This is a genomic window from Microbacterium sp. 10M-3C3 (assembly GCF_003931875.1).
GTDB lineage: Bacteria > Actinomycetota > Actinomycetes > Actinomycetales > Microbacteriaceae > Microbacterium.
In genome coordinates this window covers 3,036,555-3,054,719 of record NZ_CP034245.1, presented here as the reverse complement: position 1 = coordinate 3,054,719, position 18,165 = coordinate 3,036,555, and the positions used below count along the sequence as shown (strand labels likewise).

Annotated in this window: 16 protein-coding genes; 7 read left to right on the top strand and 9 right to left on the bottom strand. The window is 73.0% G+C overall.

The window, feature by feature from the left end; genetic code table 11:
* Positions 1 to 22 precede the first annotated feature (22 nt).
* A complete protein-coding gene (locus EI169_RS14825; RefSeq protein WP_125133517.1) occupies positions 23 to 1,165 on the bottom strand; it encodes a Gfo/Idh/MocA family oxidoreductase in 1,143 nt (380 codons plus the stop codon).
* A 104-nt stretch (positions 1,166 to 1,269) separates the two neighbouring features.
* Positions 1,270 to 2,316, bottom strand: coding sequence for a substrate-binding domain-containing protein (locus EI169_RS14820; RefSeq protein ID WP_125133006.1), 1,047 nt, complete (start codon positions 2,314 to 2,316; stop codon positions 1,270 to 1,272).
* A gap of 257 nt (positions 2,317 to 2,573) precedes the next feature.
* On the opposite strand from EI169_RS14820, the gene EI169_RS14815 reads away from it, so the two are divergent.
* The 3 genes from EI169_RS14815 to EI169_RS14805 all read left to right on the top strand — a co-directional run bounded on the left by EI169_RS14815 (position 2,574) and on the right by EI169_RS14805 (position 6,371).
* A complete protein-coding gene (locus tag EI169_RS14815; protein ID WP_240640477.1) occupies positions 2,574 to 4,094 on the top strand; it encodes a sugar ABC transporter ATP-binding protein in 1,521 nt (506 codons plus the stop codon).
* A 77-nt stretch (positions 4,095 to 4,171) separates the two neighbouring features.
* Positions 4,172 to 5,131 carry an ABC transporter permease gene (locus EI169_RS14810; RefSeq protein ID WP_240640745.1) on the top strand — a complete coding sequence of 320 codons (960 nt, stop codon included), beginning with the start codon at positions 4,172 to 4,174 and terminating at the stop codon, positions 5,129 to 5,131.
* Between the two features lie 61 nt (positions 5,132 to 5,192).
* Positions 5,193 to 6,371 carry an ROK family transcriptional regulator gene (locus tag EI169_RS14805; RefSeq protein ID WP_125133516.1) on the top strand — a complete coding sequence of 393 codons (1,179 nt, stop codon included), beginning with the start codon at positions 5,193 to 5,195 and terminating at the stop codon, positions 6,369 to 6,371.
* A gap of 89 nt (positions 6,372 to 6,460) precedes the next feature.
* On the opposite strand, the gene EI169_RS14800 is transcribed toward EI169_RS14805, so the two are convergent.
* Both EI169_RS14800 and EI169_RS14795 read right to left on the bottom strand, forming a co-directional pair.
* The gene (locus EI169_RS14800; RefSeq protein WP_125133003.1) at positions 6,461 to 7,591 is read right to left on the bottom strand and encodes a Gfo/Idh/MocA family oxidoreductase; all 1,131 of its coding nucleotides are present in this window, start codon (positions 7,589 to 7,591) and stop codon (positions 6,461 to 6,463) included.
* Positions 7,588 to 8,415, bottom strand: a complete 828-nt coding sequence (locus tag EI169_RS14795) for a sugar phosphate isomerase/epimerase (protein WP_125133002.1) — start codon at positions 8,413 to 8,415, stop codon at positions 7,588 to 7,590. The genes EI169_RS14800 and EI169_RS14795 overlap by 4 nt, the downstream gene beginning before the upstream one ends.
* A 106-nt stretch (positions 8,416 to 8,521) precedes the next feature.
* Between EI169_RS14795 and EI169_RS14790 the strand changes: the two genes are divergently transcribed.
* The 4 genes from EI169_RS14790 (at position 8,522) to EI169_RS14775 (ending at position 12,378) form a co-directional block, all read left to right on the top strand.
* On the top strand, positions 8,522 to 9,133 hold the full coding sequence (locus tag EI169_RS14790; protein ID WP_125133001.1) for a TetR/AcrR family transcriptional regulator: 612 nt from the start codon (positions 8,522 to 8,524) through the stop codon (positions 9,131 to 9,133).
* 49 nt (positions 9,134 to 9,182) lie between these two features.
* The gene (locus tag EI169_RS14785; RefSeq protein WP_125133000.1) at positions 9,183 to 10,232 is read left to right on the top strand and encodes a biotin/lipoate A/B protein ligase family protein; all 1,050 of its coding nucleotides are present in this window, start codon (positions 9,183 to 9,185) and stop codon (positions 10,230 to 10,232) included.
* A 101-nt stretch (positions 10,233 to 10,333) separates the two neighbouring features.
* On the top strand, positions 10,334 to 11,281 hold the full coding sequence (locus EI169_RS14780; protein ID WP_240640744.1) for a site-specific DNA-methyltransferase: 948 nt from the start codon (positions 10,334 to 10,336) through the stop codon (positions 11,279 to 11,281).
* 110 nt (positions 11,282 to 11,391) lie between these two features.
* Positions 11,392 to 12,378, top strand: coding sequence for an LLM class F420-dependent oxidoreductase (locus EI169_RS14775; RefSeq protein WP_125132999.1), 987 nt, complete (start codon positions 11,392 to 11,394; stop codon positions 12,376 to 12,378).
* Here EI169_RS14775 and EI169_RS14770 read toward each other — a convergent pair.
* The 5 genes from EI169_RS14770 to galT form a co-directional block, all read right to left on the bottom strand.
* Positions 12,371 to 13,231: an NAD(P)-dependent oxidoreductase gene (locus EI169_RS14770; RefSeq protein ID WP_125132998.1), complete on the bottom strand. Its 861-nt coding sequence runs from the start codon at positions 13,229 to 13,231 to the stop codon at positions 12,371 to 12,373. The two genes, EI169_RS14775 and EI169_RS14770, sit on opposite strands and share 8 nt — an antisense overlap.
* A gap of 19 nt (positions 13,232 to 13,250) precedes the next feature.
* Entirely contained in the window at positions 13,251 to 14,231 is a 981-nt protein-coding gene (locus tag EI169_RS14765; RefSeq protein WP_125132997.1) for a squalene cyclase, read from the bottom strand.
* Between the two features lie 46 nt (positions 14,232 to 14,277).
* Positions 14,278 to 15,741: a carboxylesterase family protein gene (locus tag EI169_RS14760; RefSeq protein ID WP_125132996.1), complete on the bottom strand. Its 1,464-nt coding sequence runs from the start codon at positions 15,739 to 15,741 to the stop codon at positions 14,278 to 14,280.
* A gap of 71 nt (positions 15,742 to 15,812) precedes the next feature.
* Positions 15,813 to 16,976, bottom strand: a complete 1,164-nt coding sequence (gene galK / locus EI169_RS14755) for a galactokinase (protein WP_125132995.1) — start codon at positions 16,974 to 16,976, stop codon at positions 15,813 to 15,815.
* Positions 16,973 to 18,148: a galactose-1-phosphate uridylyltransferase gene (gene galT, locus EI169_RS14750; RefSeq protein WP_125132994.1), complete on the bottom strand. Its 1,176-nt coding sequence runs from the start codon at positions 18,146 to 18,148 to the stop codon at positions 16,973 to 16,975. The genes galK and galT overlap by 4 nt, the downstream gene beginning before the upstream one ends.
* Positions 18,149 to 18,165: the final 17 nt, after the last annotated feature.

Below are 18,165 nucleotides of genomic sequence, written 5' to 3'. Positions count from 1 at the left end.
TTCCCTTCTGGGTGGATGCGGTTCACTCGACGTCGAGCCACGCGCTGCCGTGCTCGGAGCTGCGCTCGACCGCGTCGAGGACGCGCTGGATGTGGAGGCCGTCGCCGAACGAGGGGCGCGGCTGGGTGCCGTCGGCGATCGCGGTGACGAAGTCGACGACCTGGTGGCTGAAGCCGTGCTCGTACCCGAGCATGTGACCGGTCGGCCACCACGGCGCGAGGTAAGGGTGGTCGTGCTCGGTGACCAGGATGCGGCGGAAGCCGAGCTCGGTGTCGGGCGCCGTCGCGTCGTAGAACTCGAGCTCGTTCATGCGCTCGAGGTCGAACGACAGGGCGCCGGTCGATCCCGACACCTCCACGCGCAGCGCGTTCTTGCGCCCGGTGCGGAATCGCGTCGCCTCGAACGACGCGAGCGCGCCGCCCGAGAGACGCCCCGTGAACAGGGCGACGTCGTCGACCGTGACCGCCCCGCGCTCGCTCGACGCCGTGCCGGAGAGGCCGATGCCCTCCGCCATGAGCGGACGCTCGGCGACGAGGGTCTCGAGGATGCCCGAGACACGCTCGACGTGCAGGCCCGTGATGTACTCGGCGAGGTCGATCGCGTGCGCGCCGATGTCGCCGAGCGAACCCGACCCGGCGCGATCCTTCTGCAGGCGCCACGTGAGCGGGGCGTCGGCATCCGACAGCCAGTCCTGCAGGTACTCGGCGCGCACCTGGCGCACGTCGCCGATGCGGCCGGCGGCGACGAGGTCGCGTGCGAAGGTGGCCGCGGGAACGCGGCGGTAGGTGAAGCCGACCATGCTCCGGATGCCGCGCTCCGCGGCACGCTCGGCGGCCTCGGTCATCGCCTCGGCCTCCGCGACCGTGTTGGCCAGCGGCTTCTCGCACAGCACGTGCTTGCCCGCCTGAAGCGCCGCGATCGCGATCTCGGCGTGCGAATCACCCGGCGTCACGATGTCCACGACATCGATGTCGTCCCGCGCGATCACCGCACGCCAGTCCGTCGCCGACTCCGCCCACCCCCACTTCGCCGCCGCATCCGCCACCGCCTGCGCATTGCGCCCGACCACCACCGCCATCTCCACCGCACGCGGTAGATCGAAGAAGCGGGGCGCGACGCGCCAGCCTTGCGAGTGGGCGGCGCCCATGAAGCCGTGGCCGATCATGGCGACGCGCAGCGGGGGAGTGGTCACGGGGGATCCTTTCGTAGGACGGATGCGGGGGCGCCCGCCCGGGGTGGTGCGCCCGGGTCGTGCGCCCCCGCGAGGTGTCAGGACTCGAACGCCAGGTCGATGAAGTCGGCGACGTTGTCCTTCGTCACGACCGGGGCGTCCAGCACGATCCGGTTCGCGACGCTCGGCGTGATGATGTCGCTCATCGTCTTCTGCTGCGCGATGAGGCGGGCGAGCGCGATGCCGTCGGCGGCCTGGGTCGACGGGTAGATGACCGTCGCCTTCAGCACCGTGTCATCGGCCTGGATCGCCTCCATCGCGTTGCGCGAGCCGGCGCCGCCGACCATGAAGAACTCGTCGCGGCCGGCCGCGTCGATCGCGGCGAGCACGCCGATGCCCTGGTCGTCGTCGTGGTTCCAGATGGCGTCGATCTGCGGGTTGGCCGACAGCAGCTGCGAGGCCGCGGACTCGCCGCCCTGCACCGTGAAGTCGGCGGCGACGCGCGCGCTCACCTCGAGCCCGCAGTCCTCCAGCGCGTCGGCGAAGCCCTGCGAGCGGTCCTGCGTGAGCGGCAGGGAGTCGATGCCCGCGATCTCGGCGACCACGGCGTCGCTCTTGCCGTCCAGCTGCTCGCAGATGTAGGTGCCGGCGCTCACGCCCATCCCGTAGTTGTCGCCGAGCACGGTCGTGCGGGCGGCGAACGGGCTCGAGAACTCGCGGTCGACGTTGATGACGGGGATGCCGGCCTCCATGGCCTTGATCGCGACCTCGGTCAAGGCCGCGCCGTCGCTGGGCAGCAGGACGATCGCGTCGACGCCGTCGTTGATGAAGGTCTCGACGGCGGCGATCTGCGCGTTGACGTCGTTCGTGCCCTCGGCGACCTTGAGGTCGACGTCGGGGAAGCTCTCGGCGGCGGCGAGGGCGCCGGAGTTGATCGCGCCCAGCCAGCCGTGGTCGGCCGCGGGGCCCGAGAAGCCGATGGTGACGGTGTCGCCCGCGGCGGCGTTCTCCTCGCTCGTCGTGCCCTGGTCGACGACGTCCGCTTCGTCGGCCCCCTGGGTGCAGCCGGCCAGCAGGGCGATGGCCGCCAGCGCCGCGCCGCCGGCCACGAGGGCCCGCGTGCGCGCAGTGCGCAGTGAATGCATGTTTCCTCCTTGAATGCGATGCAGTCAGCGACTGCCTCCGCATGCGGGCGGGGAGCCTCGTCGTCGCTGACAGCGTCACGGTACTGAACGGGTCGGCGAAAGGTCAACTTTTGTTTTCGATCCGTCGAAAGTCCCGCGGCGGTGACGGCGAGTGCGGAATTCCGCCGATGACGACGTTGCGCATCGGAGTCGCCTCCGAGCGAATCCTTCACCGCGGATGGTCGCGCAGGGGGCCGGCGATGTGTATTGTCTGCTCCGTGATCAAAGATGACCACTCGCCGGCATTACTGGATGTGCGCGGCGCGACCAAGAGCTTCGCGGGGGTCGCGGCCCTGAAGGGCGTCGACCTGGAGGTGCGGGCGGGCGAGGTGCACTGCGTGCTCGGCCAGAACGGCGCCGGAAAATCGACGCTCATCAAGATGCTCGCCGGCGCGCACCGACCCGACGACGGCGTCATCCGCTGGAACGGGGAAGACGTCGAGATCCCCGACCCGCAGGCGGCGCTGGCCCTCGGCATCGCGACGATGTACCAGGAGCTCGACGTCGTCGACGGCCTCACGATCGCCGAGAACGTCTTTCTCGGCCACGAGCTCGCGCGCGGCGGATTCAGCCGGCGCTCGGAGGCGGCGGCACGCACGCGCGATCTGCTCAAGCGGCTCGGCCACGGGTCGCTCTCGCCGCACACCGAGGTCGGCGAGCTGAGCGCGGCCAACAAGCAGATCGTCAGCATGGCCCGCGCACTGTCGCACGACATCCGGCTCATCATCATGGACGAGCCGTCGGCCGTGCTCGACACCGAGGAGGTCAAGAACCTCTTCCACGTCGTGCGCGAGCTCACCGCTGCCGGCATCGCGGTGGTCTACATCACGCACCGCCTCGAGGAGATCCGCCAGATCGGCGACCGCATCACGGTGCTCAAGGACGGCCGCTCCACTGCGGTGGGTCTCCCGGTGTCCGACACCCCCACGGCCGAGCTCATCCGCCTCATGACCGGCCGCGCCGTCGAGAACGTCTTCCCTGCCCGCCCGCCCATCGCGCCCGGCGCGCCGGTCGTCCTCGACGTGCAGGCGCTCGGGCTCGCGGGCGTCTTCGACGACGTGTCGTTCTCGGTGCGCGCGGGCGAGGTCGTAGGGCTCGCGGGGCTCGTCGGCTCCGGGCGCTCGGAGATCCTCGAGACCGTCTACGGCGCCCGCCGGGCCACGAGCGGGTCGGTGCGCGTGGGCGAGCGGGTGCTGCGCCCCGGCTCCGTGCCGGCGGCCGTCGCCGCGGGCATCGGGCTCTCGCCCGAGGAGCGCAAGAGCCAGGGCCTCGTGCTGTCTGAGCCCATCACCGTGAATGTGACGCTCTCGACCTTCGGCCGCTTCGCGCGCGGCGGCTTCCTCGACGAGCGCGCCGAGCGACGCGTCGCGCGCGAGCAGATCGAGGCGCTCGAGCTGCGCCCGGCCGACCCCGACCGTCCCGCCGCGACGCTGTCCGGCGGCAATCAGCAGAAGATCCTCCTCGCCCGCTGGCTCGTCCACGGCACGCGCGTGCTGCTGCTGGACGAGCCCACCCGCGGCGTCGACGTCGGCGCGCGCGCGGAGATCTACGCCCTCATCCGCGACCTCGCCGCCGCCGGCAACGCGATCGTCGTCGTCTCGAGCGAGATCGAGGAGGTGCTCGGGCTCTCCGACACCGTGCTCGTCGTCGCCGAGGGCCGCGTCCTCGAGACCCTCCCCGCTTCCCAGATCGACGAGCACGGCGTGCTCGACCTCGTCATGAAAGGAGCTGCCGCGTGAGCGAGCAGACCATCCCCGCCGTCGCGACATCGTCGTCGCCCGGTGAACCGTCGTCCCGGCCCCCGCTCGCGCGCCGGCTGCTCCGCGGGTCCCTCGGCCGCAACCTGGGCCTCGTCGTCGCGCTGCTGGTGATCTTCATCGTGGGCGCGGTCACGTCGGGCGACTCGTTCACGAGCATCAGCAACGTGCTGGTGATCCTCCGGCAGGCCTCCATCATCGGCGTCGTGAGCATCGGCATGACCTTCGTCATCATCTCCGGCGGCATCGACCTGTCGGTGGGCTCCGTCCTCGGTCTGGCCTCGATCGTGGCGACGCTCGCGGCGGTGCAGGACGTCGTTGCCAGCACGCACTGGATCGTCATGGTCGTCATCGCCCTCGCCGTCGGCGTCGCGGCGGGCCTGATCAACGGCGTCGTGATCGCGTACGGCAAGGTCGTCGCGTTCATGGCGACCCTCGCGATGCTGGTCGCCGCGCGCGGTCTCGCCGAGATCCTCGCCGAGCGGCGCACCCTCATCGTCGACTCGCGTGCGTTCGTGTCGGCGCTGAACGCCGACTTCCTCGGCGTCGACATGCTCATCTGGATCTTCGTGCTGGTCGCGGTCGGCGGGTGGATCCTGCTCAACCGCACGACCTTCGGCCGACGCACCGTCGCGATCGGCGGCAACCGCGAGGCCGCGCGCCTCGCGGGCATCAACGTCAAGCGGCACATCGTGTGGCTCTACGCCCTGTCGGGCCTCACCGCCGGCATCGGCGCCGTGATGATCCTCGGTCGCACCACCTCGGGCACCTCGACGCACGGCACGCTGTACGAGCTCGACGCGATCGCCGCCGTGGTCGTCGGCGGCACGCTGCTCGCCGGTGGCCGCGGCACGATCACCGGCACCGTCCTCGGCGTGCTCATCTTCTCCACGCTCACCAACGTCTTCGTGCAGAACAACCTGTCGTCCTCGGTGCAGGCGGTGGCCAAGGGCGTCATCATCGTCATCGCGGTGCTGCTCCAGCAGCGGTTCGCCCGCACGGACGTGCGCACGACGTGATCCCCGTGCCGCCGCGGTCGTCGGCCCGGCGCCCACGTGGTTCACTGGGGTCGTGGTCCTCATGAGCGGCGGAGCGCCGGCCGGCAGCGCGGGTGTCACCGAGCTCTTCCAGCTGCTGCGCGACGGGGCCCCGCGCACCCGGGCGCAGCTCGCCCAGGCGACGGGCCTGGCCCGCTCGACGGTCGCCGCCCGCGTGGACGAGCTCATGCGGATGGGCCTCATCGCTCCCGTCGCGGATGCGGTGTCCACCGGCGGGCGACCCTCGTCGCAGTTCGCCCTGAACCCGGGCGGGCGCGTCATGGGCGCGGTCGACATCGGTGCGTCGCACGCGACGGTGGCGCTCATCGACCTCGTCGGCAGCGTGCTCGAGAAGGTGAGCGAGCCGCTCGACGTCGCCGAGGGTCCCGTCGCGGTGCTCGAGCGCGTCGTCGCGATGCTCCACGACCTGCTCTCCCGCACCGGTCGCACCGAGCGCGACCTGGCGGCGATCGGCGTGGGCCTGCCGGGGCCGGTGCTCCACTCGACGGGGCAGCCGATCAACCCTCCGATCATGCCCGGGTGGGACCGCTTCGACGTGCCCGGCTGGATGGCGCAGCACCTCGACGCGCCCGCTCTCGTCGACAACGACGTGAACCTCATGGCGCTCGGCGAGTGCGCGGTGGGGTGGCGCGACACCGAGCACCTCATCTTCGTGAAGGTCGCCACGGGCATCGGCGCCGGCGTCATATCGGGCGGGCGGCTGCTGCGCGGCGCGCAGGGCGTCGCCGGCGACCTGGGGCACGTGCGCGTCGCCCGCGGCGCGGACGTGCCGTGCCACTGCGGCAGCCGCGGGTGCCTCGAGGCGCTGGCATCCGGACCCGCGATCGCGCGGACGCTGCGTGAGCGCGGCATCGACGCGCACTCGTCCGACGACGTCGTCGACCTCGTCAAGCACAACAGCATCGACGCGATCCACGCGGTGCGGCAGGCGGGCCGCGACATCGGCGAGGTGCTCACGGCGAGCGTGAGCCTGCTCAACCCGTCGGTCATCGCGATCGGCGGATCGATGGCGCGGGTCGGCGAGCACCTCATCGCGGGGGTGCGCGAGGTCGTCTACACCCGCTCGACGCCGCTCGCGACCGAGCGGCTCGCGATCGTGCATTCCACGGCCGCCGAGGACGCCGCGGTGATCGGCGCCGGCGTGCTCGCGCTCGAGCACGCGCTCTCGCCCGAGACCCTCCACCGCATCGTCGGCGTCTGAGCGGCGCGCGCGGTTCAGAATTCAGGCCCAGCCGTCGGTGACGGCCGGATGCGGCCTTCCGGCGCCTGCTGGGCCTGAATTCTGCGCGGTCAGAGCGTGCGCGCGAAGGGGTCGAAGCCGGCCGGCACGACGGGCACGGGGGCGGCCAGCGTGCTGTCGACCGTCACGAACGCGCCCGAATCGGCGGATTCGGCCGCGGAGAGCATGACGTCGAGCACGTGATAGCCGAGCTCGCCCGTCGCCACGTGCGGACGATCCTCGGCGATCGCGCGCACCATGTCCAGGAGCCCGAGGCCCCGGCCGACGACCGTGCCCTCCTGCGGCAGGTCGATCCACTCCTGCTCGAACGACATGCCGTCACGGATGACGCCGAGCGGCTTCACGGAGCGCGACACGCCCTCGAACCGGTTGGGGTCGGGGATCACGATCGACCCCTCGGTGCCGTGCACCTCGAACACGCCATGGCGCTCCAGCGCGGAGTCGAACGACAGCTGGCTCTGCGCCTGCTGCCCGCTCTCGAACACCGTGAGCATCTGCACCGTGGAGGGCACCTCGACCGCGAAGGTCGTGCCCGCGTCGGGGCCGGTGTGGATGACGCGCTCCTCGCGGGCCTTCAGGCCCGCCGCCGCGACCCGGTCGACCGGCCCGAGCAGGCTCACGAGAGCCGTGAGGTAGTACGGGCCCATGTCCAGGAGCGGTCCCGCACCTCGGGCGAACAGGAACTGCGGGCTCGGGTGCCACAGATCGGGCCCCTGCGTCTGGAACGCGGTCTGCGCGAACAGCGGCCGCCCGATGACCCCCGCGAGGATCGCGCGCTTGGCCGACTGGAAGCCGGGGCCGAGCACCGTGTCGGGCGCCGAGCCGATGCGCACGCCCGCCGCCGCCGCATCCCGCAGCAGCCGAGCCGAGCCCTCGCGGTCGAGACCCAGCGGCTTCTCGGTCCACACGTGCTTGCCGGCGGCGACCGCGGCCGCGGAGATCTCGATGTGGGCGGCGGGGATCGTGAGGTTCACGACGACCTGCACGCCGGGGTGGGCGAGCACGTCGTCGACGGTGCCCGCGGCGGGCACGCCGTGCGCGTCGGCCTTCTCCCGGGCGCGCTCGGGGAACAGGTCGCCCACGATGAGCACCTCGACGTCGGGGAACGTCGTGAGGTTCTCGAGGTACGTGTCGCTGATGACCCCCGCGCCGATGACGCCGATTCCGACCGGCCCGGTCATCGGACGAACCCGCCCTCGGTGAGGAACGCGAGGCTCGCGGCGATGTCGTCGAACACGTCGCCCGGCGGGCGGTCGTACTCGATCACGGCGTAGCGGATGGCGCCGCGTCCGGCCTCGAGGGCCGCCGCGAGGGGCACGTCGCCCTGGCCGGGGCGCCGCTGGTCGAGGACGTCGGTCGACAGGCGCTCGGCGCCCGGGGCGAAGGGGTTGGGGCGCGGCACGACGCCGTCCTTCACGTGGACGGCGGTCAGGCGCGAGCCCAGCCGCTCGACGAGGGCGGGCACGTCCTGGTCGCCCGTGAGGGCCCAGAACAGGTCGAGCTCGATCGCGACGCGCTCGTCGGTGAGCGACACGAAGCGCTCGAACGCCGTCACGCCGCCGAAGGAGGCGACGAACTCCTGCGCGTGGTTGTGGTAGCCGACGCTCAGGCCGAAGGATGCGGCGGTGTCGGCCGCGCGGTTCAGGCGCTCGGCGATGTCGGCGACGCCCTCCTCGGTGAGCCAGCGCGCCGGGTCGACGAACGGGTCGATCACGGTCGTCATGCCGATCGTCGCGGCCGCCTCGAAGACCACCTCGGGGGCGGGGGTGGGGATCGACCCGTCGGGCGTCCACAGCTCGTCCGACAGCAGCGGCGCGTGACCGGTGGGGGAGTCCAGCCCGCTCGCATCCAGCGCGGCGCGGACCTCGTCGGGCCGCCGCACGAAGTCGAACGCCTCCACGTGGCGCAGCCCGAGGGCGGCCAGACGGTCGAGGGAGCCCTGCGGGTCGGCGGAGAACTCCGCCGCCAGGCTGTACAGCTGCACGGAAGCGACGGGCAGTGCCATCGGGCCTTCCTTCCTGCATCGTCGAGGCGGCGCCGGACGGCGCCGTCGCTCGAAAGCTACCACAAAAACTGACCAGTGGTCGTTTTCTGTCCCGTACACTGAGCCCGTGCCCACGGATGACGCGACCGCCGTGCCCGACGGCGCGGCGCTCGGCCGCGAGGGTGCGTACGCGAAGGGCGTCGCGCGCCGGCGCGAGATCCTTGACCGTGCGATCACGGTGTTCGCCGAGCGCGGCGCGAGCGGCGCGTCGCTGCGCAGCATCGCGCGGGCCCTCGACGTCTCGCACGCGGCGCTCCTGCACTACTTCGACTCCCGCGAGCAGCTGCTCGTCGCCGTCTACGACCACGCCGCACGGCAGATGGCCTCGGCGACCGAGCTCGGCCCGGTGGAGGGGCTCACCCATGCGGCCAGCCGGAACGTCGCCGTTCCGGGGCTCGTCGAGTTGTACTCGACGCTCGTGGCCAACGCCCTCGAATCCGACAGCGATGCCGCACGCGGCTTCATCGCGCGTCGCTTCGCCGACCTGCGCGTGCAGCTCGCCGCGCAGCTGCGCGCCGAGCAGGCGGCGGGGACCGTGCGCGGCGACGTCGACGCCGACGAGATCGCGGCACTGCTGATCGCCGCATCCGACGGTCTGCAGATCCAGTGGCTCCTCGAACCCGCCGTCGCCCTCGAGCGCACGCTCGGCGCCTTCGGCACCCTGCTCGCCCCGCGCTGAGCGCGCCGGCCGGTCGTAGGCCCTGGCGCCGCGGCCTAGCATGAGAGCCATGCACGGCGAATACAAGGTGCCCGGCGGGAAGCTCGTCGTCGTCGACCTCGAGGAGCAGGACGGGCGCATCGCCGGGTTCCACCTCGCGGGCGACTTCTTCCTCGAGCCGGACTCGGCGCTCGATGACATCGACGCCGCCGTCAACGGCCTGCCGGTCGAGGCCGACGTCGCCACGATCGCCGCCGCGGTGCGCGCCGCCCTGCCCGACGGGGCGCAGCTGCTCGGCTTCACCCCCGAGGCCGTCGGCACCGCCGTGCGCCGCGCCCTCATCACGGCGCCGGGATGGGGCGACTTCACGTGGGAGGTCGTGCACGAGCGCCCCGTCTCGCCCCGCATGAACCTCGCGCTCGACGAGGTGCTCACGACGCGCGTCGGCGACGGTCGGCGCAACCCCACGCTGCGGCTGTGGGAGTGGGACGAGAACGCCGTGGTCATCGGGTCGTTCCAGTCGCTGCGCAACGAGGTCGACCCCGACGGCGCTGCGCGGCACGGGTTCGACGTCGTCCGCCGGATCTCCGGCGGAGGGGCGATGCTCATGGCCGCGAACTCGATCGTGACGTACTCGCTGTACGTGCCGGCCTCGCTCGTCGCGGGCATGACCTTCGCCGACTCGTATGCGTTCCTCGACGACTGGGTGCTGCAGGCGCTGCGCTCCCTCGGCATCGACGCGGTGTACCAGCCGCTCAACGACATCGCCGGGCCGCACGGCAAGATCGGCGGCGCTGCGCAGAAGCGCCTCGCCAACGGCGGCGTGCTGCACCACGCCACCCTCAGCTACGACATGGACGGCGCCGTCATGACCGACGTGCTGCGCATCGGCCGCGAGAAGCTCAGCGACAAGGGCACCGTGTCGGCGGCCAAGCGCGTCGATCCGCTCCGCAGCCAGACCGGCCTGTCGCGCGAGGCGATCATCGAGCGCTTCATCGACACCTTCACGAAGCTCTACGGCGCGGTGCCCGGCACCATCAGCGACGAGGAGTACGCCGAGGCCGAGCAGCTCGTGGCGACGAAGTTCGCCACGGACGCGTGGCTGCGCCGCGTGCCGTGAGCGCGCCGCATCCGCCGGGCCCCGATGCGCCGCATCGGCGCGGCCCCGATGCGCCGCATCCGCCCGGCCCCGATGCGCCGCATCCGCCCGGGACCGTCACGATCCACCACGGCGACAACCTCGCCGTCGCGGCGGGCTACCCCGACGGCGCGTTCGCGCTCGTCTACCTCGACCCGCCGTTCAACACCGGCCGTGCGCGCTCCCGCGCCGTCGAGACCGCCCGCCACGCCCCGTCACGTACTCAGGCTGAGCCGGATGCGGCGGACGGTGGACCCGCGTCCTTCCGCGCCGCCGATCCCGCCGGGTCGACGCCCGGCCTGAATACGTCGCCGGCGGAGACGGATGCGGCGGCACCGCCCGCGGTGCGGCGCGGCTTCCACGGCCGCGACTACGCGCGGCTGCGCGGCGACCTGCGTGCGTACGACGACCGGTTCGACGACTACTGGGGGTTCCTCGAGCCGCGGCTGGTGGAGGCGTGGCGGCTGCTCGCCGACGACGGCACCCTCTACGTCCACCTGGACTACCGCGAGGCGCACTACGCGAAGGTGCTGCTGGACGCCCTGTTCGGACGCGAGCGGTTCCTCAACGAGATCGTGTGGGCGTACGACTACGGTGCGAAGACGCGCCGCCGCTGGCCGACCAAGCACGACACGATCCTCGTGTACGTGAAGGACCCGCAGCGGTACTGGTTCGACTCGGACGCCGTCGACCGCGAGCCGTACATGGCGCCGGGCCTGGTCACGCCCGAGAAGGCCGCACGCGGCAAGCTCCCCACCGACGTGTGGTGGCACACGATCGTGCCCACGTCGGGGCGGGAGAAGACCGGCTACCCGACGCAGAAGCCCGAGGGAATCCTCCGCCGCATCGTGCAGGCCTCGAGCCGCCCCGGCGACCGCGTGCTCGACTTCTTCGCCGGCAGCGGCACGACCGGCGCCGTCGCCGCCGCACTCGGACGCCACGCCGTGCTCGTCGACGACAACGCGGATGCGGTGGCCATCATGCGTGCCCGCATGCCTCACGCCGCCGTGCTCGCCGTGCCACGGGCGTGAATCGGCGCCTACCGGGCCCGGTATAGCCGCCGATTCACGCAAGCGGCAGGGACCGTCGGCGGGGGAGTCAACGGGCTGCCGGTGGTCTGCCGCATCCGTAGGGTGAAGGCATGCGATTCGGACTCTTCATCCCCCAGGGCTGGCGCTTCGACCTCGTCGGCATCGAGCCGGCCGACCATTGGCGCGTCATGTCGTCGCTCGCGCAGGCCGCCGACGCCGGCCCGTGGGAGTCGCTGTGGGTGTACGACCACTTCCACACCACGCCGGTGCCCAGCAGCGAGGCCACGCACGAGGCCTGGACCCTGATGGCCGCCTTCGCGGCGTCGACCGAGCGCATCCGCCTCGGCCAGATGTGCACGTGCATGGGATACCGCAATCCGGCGTACCTCGCGAAGGTCGCGGCGACCGTCGACGCCGTCTCCGGCGGCCGTGCCGAGATGGGCATCGGCGGCGGATGGTACGAGCACGAGTGGCGCGCGTACGGCTACGGGTTCCCGCCGATCGCCGAGCGCCTCGGGCGCCTGCGCGAGGGCGTCGAGATCATGCACCAGGCGTGGACGACCGGCTCCGCAACCCTCGCGGGGAAGTACTACGACGTCGACGGCGCGATCGTGCAGCCGCTGCCGCTGCAGCCCGGCGGCGTGCCGCTGTGGATCGCCGGCGGCGGCGAGAAGGTGACGCTCAGGATCGCGGCCCAGTACGCCGCCTACACGAACTTCGCCGGCAGCCCCGAGGAGTTCGCGCACAAGTCGGAGGTCCTGCGCGGGCACTGCGACGCGCTCGGCCGCGACTTCGACGCCATCACGCGCTCGTCGAACTTCAACACGATCGTCGCCGCGACCGAGGCCGAGGTCGACGATCGCGTGCGCGCCGTGGTCGAGCGGCTGCGACCGTTCGTCGGCGACGACCGTGCCGCCGCGATCGAGCGGGACTACCGCGGCTCGCTCGCCGTGGGCACGCCCGAGCAGATCGCGGAGCGGCTCGCCGAGCGGCAGCGCGCCGGCCTCGGGTATGCGATCCACTACTTCCCGGAGGCCGCGTACGACCGCTCGGGCATCGAGCTGTTCGCGCGCGAGGTCGTGCCCGCGCTCAGCTGATCCCGTCGCGCCACGAGTGCTGCGGCGCGTAGCCGAGGAGGCGGCGCGCCTTCGCGATCGAGAGCATCGTGTCGTGCGCGCCGAGCTCGCCGTGCACCGGCACGTCGGGATACACCTCGGCGACGAGCTCGGCGTTCGGGCGGTTCGAGACGGTGTCGGCGGCGGCGATGATGAAGCGGTCGAAGCCGGCCGGGGCGACCTCGAGCGCGCGCTCGACGGCGTGCGCGCCGTCGCGCGCGTCGATGTAGCCCCACAGGTTCCACTTGCGCGTGCGCGGGTCGGCGTCGTACGCGGGGAACGCGGCGTAGTCCTCGGGCGCCATGACGTTCGAGAAGCGCAGCGCCGTGATCGACAGCTCCGGATGCCAGCGCACGAGCTCGGTCGCGAGCTGCTCCTCGAGCGTCTTCACGAGGGAGTACACCGACTCGGGGCGCGGCGCGTGCTCCTCGTCGACCGGGATGTAGGGCGGCGGCACGTCGAAGGGGAGGCCGAGCACGGTCTCGCTCGAGGCGTAGACGATCCGCCGCACGCCCAGGCGCACGGCCGCCCAGAACACGTTGAACGTGGCCGTCATGTTGTTGTGGAACGTCGCGACGTCGGGGCGGAGGCCCGGCGCCGGCACCGCGGCGAGGTGTACGACGGCGTCGAGCGGATCCGGGGCGGTGCCGCGCTCCCCGACGCCGCCGAGGACGTCGACGACCTGCCCGTAGTCGGTCAGGTCGACCTGGACGAACTCGCCGTCGCGGCGGGCGCCGACGACGTCGAGGGCGAGGACGTCGTGCCCGGCGGCACGAAGGTGCTGCTCGACGACGGTTCCGAGCTTTCCGGACGAGCCGGTGAGGGCGATGCGCATGACCTCAGCGTCGCACGACTCAGGCCGCGGCGGCGGAGGGTTGCGCGTGCGCCGCATCCCACCAGCGGAGCACGCGCAGCGCGACGAACGTGAGCCACGGCGACGGCTCGCCCACGGCCACGTCCTGTTCGGCCCACACGCGCCCGCCGTACCGCGCGCCCTGATGCCACGTGCCGTCGGCGTCGCGCGCACCGCGCACGATCCCGATCGCCTCGGCGATGCGCGGGTCGGGCGGCGTGCCGGCGTACTCGGCGGCGGCACGGAAGTACTCGACGGCATGCAGGGCCGTGTACTCCGCGCGGAACGGATAGGCGAACCGCAGCGCCCACTCGTGCACGTCGCCGGTGGCGAGGCGGTGCAGGAGCGTGCGGCGGAGCAGATACTCCTCGCCGCGGCGGCGCGCCGCGGCCAGTTCGGCGTCGCCGCCGACGCGCCGTTCGTAGTCGAGCATGCCCTCGAGGGAGTTCAGCGTGGAGGGGAACGACGACACCGTCGCACCCTCGACCCACTCGCAGTTCCAGCCGCCGTCCTCGAGCTGGCGGGCGAGGAAGAACCGGCGGATCGGCGACACGTCGGTGCCCAGCCAGGCGCCGGTCGCGAGTGTGAAGGCGTTGATGCACGCATCGACCTCGCCGTCCCAGTACGGCAGGTCGTCGTACTCCCAGCGCGAGTTCTGCCGCAGCAGCTCGGCCGTGCCGGGTCGGAGCGCGTCGGGCTCGACACCCCACTCGCGCAGCGACTTCAGCGACCACGTCGTCGCTGTCCACGGCTGCTTCTCGTCGCTGTTCCAGTCCCAGTCGGACGGGAAGTACGCCCCGCCCGCCCACTGCCCGTCGTCATCCTGGTGCGCCAGCACGACGGCGGCCATGCCCTCCCGCGGGACGCGCGCCCGTGTCGCCTGCCACACCTCGGGCGGCGCTCCGACGAGATCGCGCTCCACCTGCCACCGCAGCGCCGGATCGGACTCGAGCAGCCACGGGACCACATCCTCGGGGGTCATGGCGACACGGTAGCCCCGCCCGCCGACACGGCGCGAGGCCGAGGCGTCACGCGAGCGGCAGCGCGCTCGCGTACCCGTCGGAGACGACGTCGGGAGCGGATGCGCCGCCGCCGAACACGCGCGTCGTGCCGGGGCGCTCCGACCACGCCGGCCACCCCGGGTCGCCCTCGCGGATCAGCTGCACCGCAGCAGCGTGCATCTGGTCGGCGAGGCCGCGCGGCGGGGGGCCGCCCGCGATCTCGCGCACGCCCGCCGCATCGAGCACGTCGAACCAGAACGGCACGTCGAGGCAGTGGCATGCCCACCCGATGACGGGCGAGGGCCACGCGAAGCGGTAGACCCACGTCGGCGCCGCGCCGCGAGCCGCGGCGGCCGCCGCGACGCCCGAGCGGAAGACGCGGTCGGAGACGAACCGGCCGAGCGTCGCGGCCGTGCCCTTGCGCCGCTGCATCCGGTTCGCGCGCAGCCACGCGTCGCGGGTCGCGCGCTCGACGCCGAGCCGTGCGAGCGCGAGCCCGGCGGGAACGAGGCGCAGCACCCGCCGATAGCGGTCGGTCGTCATCGTGAACTCGTCGTCGGTGCTGCCGACGACGAGCGGCACGTCGGCGCCGCGGCCGGCGCGGATCGCGTCGAGCGTGCCCGTCGGCACGAGGTCGCCGCCGACGACGGGGCCCCACGGCAGCCCGTCGCTGAGCACATCGCGGATCGGCGCGAGTCGGTCGCCGCCCTCGGCCTTCTCCAGCTGTCGCTGCAGGTCGAGGAGGCGCTCCTCGTCGATCGTCGCGAAGCCCGCGCGCGTGGCCGGCACGCCGGCGAGCGCGGCGAGGCGCGCCGTGCGCCGCCGGGCGAGGTCGGGGCGCACGTCGGTGATCGCGGGCGAGATCGCGAGCACGCGATGGAAGAGCCCGGATGCGGAGGGCAGCCCGAGGAGGGTGAGCACCGCCGCCCCGCCCGCCGACTGCCCCGCGATCGTGACACGGCCGGGGTCGCCGCCGAAGGCCGCGATCTCGTCGCGCACCCACGCCAGGGCGGCCAGCTGGTCGCGCACGCCGCGGTTGGAGGGCGCGCCGGCGATGTCACCGAACCCGTCGAAGCCGAGGCGGTACGACAGCGTCACCGTGACGACGCCGTCGCGGGCGAACGCCGCGCCGTCGTACCACGGGCTCGCGGGGGAGCCCGAGACGTACCCGCCGCCGTGGATGTACACGAGCACCGGGAGCGCCGCATCCGTGTCGGGGGTGAAGACGTTGACGCTGAGCGTGTCGTCTCCGGGGATGCTCGGCTCGGGGATGAGCGTGATGCCCGTGTCGCCGCGCTGCGGCGTCGGGCCGTAGGCGGTCGCGTCGCGCACGCCCTCCCACGGCTCGGGCGGCACGGGCGCGTCGAACCGGAGCGGGCCGACCGGCGGCTGCGCGTACGGGATGCCCAGGAAGCGCAGCGTGCCGCCGACGCGCATCCCGCGCACGGCTCCCCGGCTCGTGCGGACGACGGGCGCTGCGGAGTCGCTCATCCCCGCATTCTCGCCGACACATCTGCCACCCCGCACGCCGTGTCGTGCCCCGGTTCGGCGTCAGGCGGGCGTCAGGCGTCGCGGGCCGCGCCTCGCGAGGGGGCGACCGTGAACGTGCGCGGCGCGCGGAAGCCCGCCTCGGCGAACGCCGCGGACACGGCGGATGCGGCGGACTCCACGAGCTCCGCGTCGATGAGCGCGATCGCCGCGCCGCCGAAGCCGCCGCCGGTCATGCGCGCGCCGACCGCGCCGGCCGCGAGCGCCGTGTCGACGGCGAGGTCGAGCTCGGGGACGGAGATCTCGAAGTCGTCGCGCATCGACGCGTGCGACGCGACGAGCAGGCCGCCGATCGCGCGCGGGCCCTCGGCGGCGAGCGTCGCGACGGTGTCGAGCACGCGCTGGTTCTCGGTCACGATGTGCCGCACGCGGCGGAACGTGACGTCGTCCATCAGCTCCTGCGCGCGCGGGAGGTCGGCGACGTCGAGGTCGCGGAGGGCCGCGACGCCCATGATGCGCGCGCCCTCCTCGCACGACGCGCGGCGCTCGGCGTAGCCGCCGGACGAATGCGCGTGGGCCACGAGCGTGTCGATCACCAGGATCCTCAGGCCCGCGGCCGTGAAGCCGAGGTCGACCTCGTGCGCCTCGAGCGTGCGGCAGTCGAGGAAGGTCGCCGCATCCGCCTCGCCGAGCATCGACGCCATCTGGTCCATGATCCCGGTCGGCGCTCCGACCGCGTCGTTCTCGGCGGTGCGGCCGACGCGCGCGAGCGCGACGCGGTCGAGCCCCGCGGCCCACACGTCGTTCAGCGCGCCGGCGACGGCGCCCTCGATCGCGGCCGACGACGACAGGCCGGCGCCGACGGGCACGTCCGACGCCAGGGCGATGTCGACGCCCCGCGGCGACGCGTCGGGTGCGGCCGAGCGGAGCGCCCACGCGACCCCGAGCGGATACGCGGCCCAGTCCAGCCCGCCGCGCGCGATCGCGGCGTCGAGGTCGGCGAGGTCGACCTCGACCGGCGCCTGGGCGAAGGTCGACGCGACGCGGACGACGTCGTCGTCGCGGAGGGCGACGGCGGCGACCGTGCGGTGCTCGATCGCGAAGGGAAGGACGAAGCCCTCGTTGTAGTCGGTGTGCTCGCCGATGAGGTTCACGCGTCCGGGGGCCGACCACACGCCCACGGCCTCGGCGTCGGTCAGGGTCGCGAGCAGGGCGCAGGCGTCGTCGACGGCGCTCATGCCGTCACCTCCGGAACGGTCTCGAGGGCGGCGCGCAGGCGCTCGGCCTGCGCTTCGGGGGTCACGTCGCCGATCCAGGCGCCCATGGCGGCCTCCGATCCGGCGAGGTACTTGAGCTTGTCGGCGGCGCGGCGCGGCGAGGTGAGCTCCAGGTGCAGGCGCAGGCTGTCGCGCCCGACGCGCACCGGCGCCTGGTGCCACGCCGCGATGTACGGCGTCGGGGTGTCGTACAGCGCATCGACGCCGCGCAGGAGCCGCAGGTACAGCGGGGCGAGCTCGGTGCGCTCGGCGTCGGTCGTCTCGGCGAAGTCGGCGACGTGCCGGTGCGGCACGAGGTGCACCTCGATCGGCCAGCGCGCCGCGAACGGCACGTAGGCGCTCCAGTGCTCGCCCTCGAGCACCATCCGGCCGCCGGCGCGCTCGCTGTCGAGGATCCGCGCGAACAGGTCGGGCGACGTGCGCGCGACTGCGTCGAGCGTGCGGCGGGTGCGTGGCGTGACGTACGGGTAGGCGTAGATCTGGCCGTGCGGATGCGGCAGGGTGACGCCGATCTCCTGACCCCGGTTCTCGAACGGGAACACCTGCTCGACCCCCGGCAGTGCCGACAGCGCGGCGGTGCGGTCGGCCCACGCCTCGATCACCGTGCGCGCGCGCACGACCGACTGTGTGCCGAACGACCCCTCGTGCGCGGGACTGAAGCACACCACCTCGCAGCGACCGACCGACGTGCGCGTGCGGTTGAGGCCGATCTGCGCGAGATCGTCGACCCCGAGCGGTGCGTCGTCGGCCGCGGGCGCGTCGCCCGTGGCGGCCGCGAGCGCGGGACCGAACGACGGCGACTTGTTCTCGAACACCGCCACGTCATAGGTCGACGGGATCTCCGACGGGTTCGTCGGCGTCTGCGGCGAGAGGGGGTCGAGGTGCGCGGGCGGGAGGAACGCGCGGTTCTGCCGGTTCGACGCGATCGAGATCCAGTCGCCGGTCAGCGGGTCCTGCCGCATCGACGCGGTCGCGGGGCGCGGGTCGAGCGGGCGGGCGTCGACGGCGCGCTCCTCGCCGAGCGTCGTTCCGGGGTCGTCGTAGTAGATGAGCTCGCGGCCGTCGGCCAGGCGTGTGGGGCGCTTGACGACACCGGCTCCGAGCAGCGTCGCGCGCGTCGCATCCGTGTTCACGATAACACGCTAAACCG

Excerpts from the sequence above, each read along its gene's own strand:
- EI169_RS14825 (WP_125133517.1), bottom strand. The coding sequence starts at position 1,165 with ATGATCGGCCACGGCTTCATGGGCGCCGCCCACTCGCAAGGCTGGCGC.
- EI169_RS14820 (WP_125133006.1), bottom strand. The coding sequence starts at position 2,316 with ATGCATTCACTGCGCACTGCGCGCACGCGGGCCCTCGTGGCCGGCGGC.
- EI169_RS14805 (WP_125133516.1), top strand. The coding sequence starts at position 5,193 with ATGAGCGGCGGAGCGCCGGCCGGCAGCGCGGGTGTCACCGAGCTCTTC.
- EI169_RS14800 (WP_125133003.1), bottom strand. The coding sequence starts at position 7,591 with ATGACCGGGCCGGTCGGAATCGGCGTCATCGGCGCGGGGGTCATCAGC.
- EI169_RS14795 (WP_125133002.1), bottom strand. The coding sequence starts at position 8,415 with ATGGCACTGCCCGTCGCTTCCGTGCAGCTGTACAGCCTGGCGGCGGAG.
- EI169_RS14785 (WP_125133000.1), top strand. The coding sequence starts at position 9,183 with ATGCACGGCGAATACAAGGTGCCCGGCGGGAAGCTCGTCGTCGTCGAC.
- EI169_RS14775 (WP_125132999.1), top strand. The coding sequence starts at position 11,392 with ATGCGATTCGGACTCTTCATCCCCCAGGGCTGGCGCTTCGACCTCGTC.
- EI169_RS14770 (WP_125132998.1), bottom strand. The coding sequence starts at position 13,231 with ATGCGCATCGCCCTCACCGGCTCGTCCGGAAAGCTCGGAACCGTCGTC.
- EI169_RS14765 (WP_125132997.1), bottom strand. The coding sequence starts at position 14,231 with ATGACCCCCGAGGATGTGGTCCCGTGGCTGCTCGAGTCCGATCCGGCG.
- EI169_RS14760 (WP_125132996.1), bottom strand. The coding sequence starts at position 15,741 with ATGAGCGACTCCGCAGCGCCCGTCGTCCGCACGAGCCGGGGAGCCGTG.
- galK (WP_125132995.1), bottom strand. The coding sequence starts at position 16,976 with ATGAGCGCCGTCGACGACGCCTGCGCCCTGCTCGCGACCCTGACCGAC.